This window comes from Streptococcus sp., from assembly GCF_019414905.1.
In the GTDB taxonomy this organism is placed as follows: domain Bacteria; phylum Bacillota; class Bacilli; order Lactobacillales; family Streptococcaceae; genus Streptococcus.
On the sequence record NZ_DXLC01000197.1, the window covers coordinates 1 to 2763 of the forward strand.

5 protein-coding genes are annotated in these 2763 nt (G+C 44.5%); all 5 read left to right on the forward strand.

The annotated features are described in order from the left end of the window. Window positions 1-476, forward strand: a 476-nt coding sequence (locus tag QZ359_RS05910; RefSeq protein ID WP_293963983.1) for an aspartate/glutamate racemase family protein, incomplete at its 5' end; no start/stop codon positions are given. Further along, complete coding sequence (locus QZ359_RS05915) at window positions 473-1444, forward strand: nucleoside-triphosphate diphosphatase (protein WP_293963985.1); 972 nt, start codon at window positions 473-475, stop codon at window positions 1442-1444. The genes QZ359_RS05910 and QZ359_RS05915, both read left to right, overlap by 4 nt. Beyond that, on the forward strand, window positions 1420-1941 hold the full coding sequence (locus tag QZ359_RS05920; protein ID WP_001118598.1) for a metallophosphoesterase: 522 nt from the start codon (window positions 1420-1422) through the stop codon (window positions 1939-1941). Before QZ359_RS05915 ends, QZ359_RS05920 begins: the two co-directional genes overlap by 25 nt. Next, window positions 1938-2399: a cyclic-di-AMP-binding protein CbpB gene (gene cbpB, locus QZ359_RS05925; protein ID WP_293963987.1), complete on the forward strand. Its 462-nt coding sequence runs from the start codon at window positions 1938-1940 to the stop codon at window positions 2397-2399. The genes QZ359_RS05920 and cbpB overlap by 4 nt, the downstream gene beginning before the upstream one ends. After that, window positions 2396-2763, forward strand: a 368-nt coding sequence (locus QZ359_RS05930; protein ID WP_293963989.1) for a site-specific integrase, incomplete at its 3' end; no start/stop codon positions are given. The genes cbpB and QZ359_RS05930, both read left to right, overlap by 4 nt.

The window sequence follows — 2763 nt, forward strand, 5'->3', positions numbered from 1 at the left end:
GTCAAGGTGGGAAAATCGGAGTGATTGGAACGCCCATGACGGTCCAATCAGACATATACCGTCAGAAAATCCATGATTTGGATCCCGACTTACAGGTGGAGAGCTTGGCCTGTCCCAAGTTTGCTCCCTTGGTGGAGTCTGGTGCTCTGTCAACCAGTGTTACCAAAAAAGTGGTTTATGAAACCCTGCGTCCCTTGGTTGGAAAGGTGGATAGCCTGATTTTGGGCTGTACTCATTATCCACTCCTAAGACCCATTATTCAAAATGTCATGGGACCAAAAGTTCAGCTCATCGATAGTGGGGCAGAGTGTGTACGGGACATTTCAGTCTTACTCAATTATTTTGAAATCAATCGTGGTCGCGATGCTGGACCACTCCATCACCGTTTTTACACAACAGCCAGCAGCCAAAGTTTTGCACAAATTGGTGAAGAATGGCTGGAAAAAGAGATTTATGTGGAGCATGTAGAATTATGACAAATAAAATTTATGAATACAAGGATGACCAGGACTGGTATGTTGGGTCCTATGGTATTTTTGGTGGCGTCCGGACGTTGACGGATGATGACTTGGATTTTCCTCTATTGGAGTTTGCCCAAAGATTTCGAGATGAGGATCGAGGTTTTCCTGTTTCTGTTACTGTTTTACGCTATGGTTCTCTCTACCGTTTATTGTCTTTTGTGGTAGATATCCTCAACCAAGAAATGGGACGAAATGTGGAAGTCATTCAACGTCAAGGGGCTTTGCTCTTGGTTGAAAATGGGCAACTCCTGCATGTAGAATTGCCTAAAGAAGGGGTCAATGTTCATGATTTCTTTGAGACAAGCAAGGTCAGAGAAACCTTATTGATTGCGACTCGAAACGAAGGCAAGACCAAAGAATTCCGAGCTATCTTTGACAAGCTAGGCTACAATGTGGAAAATCTTAATGACTATCCTGACTTGCCTGAAGTAGCAGAAACAGGCATGACCTTCGAAGAAAATGCCCGCCTCAAGGCAGAAACTATTTCTCAATTAACGGGCAAGATGGTTTTGGCAGATGACTCAGGTCTCAAAGTCGATGTCCTTGGTGGCTTGCCAGGTGTCTGGTCAGCTCGTTTCGCAGGTGTGGGAGCTACTGACCGTGAAAACAATGCCAAACTCTTGCACGAATTGGCCATGGTCTTTGAACTCAAGGACCGCTCGGCTCAATTCCATACAACCCTAGTCGTAGCCAGTCCAAACAAGGAAAGTTTGGTTGTTGAAGCAGACTGGCCTGGCTACATTAACTTTGAACCTAAGGGTGAAAATGGATTTGGTTACGATCCTCTCTTCCTTGTAGGAGAGACAGGCAAATCCTCAGCTGAATTAACCCTTGAAGAAAAAAATAGTCAATCTCACCGTGCCTTAGCCGTTAAGAAACTTTTGGAGGTATTTCCATCATGGCAAAGCAAATCATCATTGTAATGAGCGATTCTCATGGCGATAGCTTGATTGTGGAAGAAATCCGTGATCGCTATGTAGGCAAAGTTGATGCCGTTTTTCATAACGGCGATTCTGAACTGCGTCCTGATTCTCCCCTTTGGGAAGGCATCCGTGTTGTTAAAGGGAACATGGACTTCTACGCCGGCTACCCAGAACGTTTGGTGACTGAGCTTGGTTCGACCAAGATTATCCAAACCCATGGTCACTTGTTTGACATCAATTTCAACTTTCAAAAGTTGGACTACTGGGCTCAGGAAGAAGAGGCCGATATCTGTCTTTATGGTCACTTGCATGTGCCAAGTGCTTGGATGGAAGGCAAGACCCTCTTTCTAAATCCAGGTTCCATCAGTCAACCACGTGGGACCATCAGAGAATGTCTCTATGCTCGTGTGGAGATTGATGATAGTTATTTTAAAGTGGACTTTTTGACACGAGACCATGAGGTGTATCCAGGCTTGTCCAAGGAGTTTAGCCGATGATTGCCAAGGAGTTTGAAACTTTCTTGTTGGGGCAGGAGGAAACTTTTTTGACTCCTGCTGAAAATCTAGCCGTGTTGATTGATACCCACAATGCAGATCACGCGACCCTCTTGCTCAGTCAGATGACCTATACCCGTGTTCCCGTTGTGACAGATGAAAAACAGTTTGTTGGGACGATTGGGCTCAGAGATATTATGGCTTATCAGATGGAGCATGAATTGAGTCAAGAAATCATGGCAGATACGGATATTGTTCATATGACGAGAACGGACGTAGCGGTCGTCTCGCCTGAGTTTACTATTACGGAGGTCTTGCACAAGTTGGTAGATGAGTCCTTCTTGCCGGTTGTGGATGCGTCTGGTATTTTACAAGGAATTATCACGCGCAAGTCTATCCTCAAGGCAGTCAATGCCCTCTTGCATGACTTTAGTAAGGAATATGAGATTCGATGCCGATGAGAGATAGGATTTCAGCCTTTTTAGAGGAAAAGCAGGGCTTATCTGCCAATTCCAAGCAGTCCTATAAGTATGATCTGGAACAATTTTTAGACATTGTAGGCGAGCGGATTTCGGAGACCAGTCTCAAGATTTACCAAGCCCATCTAGTCAATCTAAAAATTAGCGCCCAGAAGCGAAAGATTTCGACCTGTAACCAATTTCTCTACTTTCTCTATCAAAAAGGAGAATTGGATAGCTTTTATCGTTTGGAATTAACCAAACAAGCTGAAAAGAAGACCGAAAAACCAGAACTGTTAGACCTAGACTCTTTTTGGCAGGAAAGCGACTATCCAGAGGGCCGCTTACTGGCTCTTCTTATCCTAGA

Coding starts and splice junctions, on each gene's coding strand:
- cbpB (WP_293963987.1), top strand. CDS start 1,938: ATGATTGCCAAGGAGTTTGAAACTTTCTTGTTGGGGCAGGAGGAAACT.
- QZ359_RS05920 (WP_001118598.1), top strand. CDS start 1,420: ATGGCAAAGCAAATCATCATTGTAATGAGCGATTCTCATGGCGATAGC.
- QZ359_RS05915 (WP_293963985.1), top strand. CDS start 473: ATGACAAATAAAATTTATGAATACAAGGATGACCAGGACTGGTATGTT.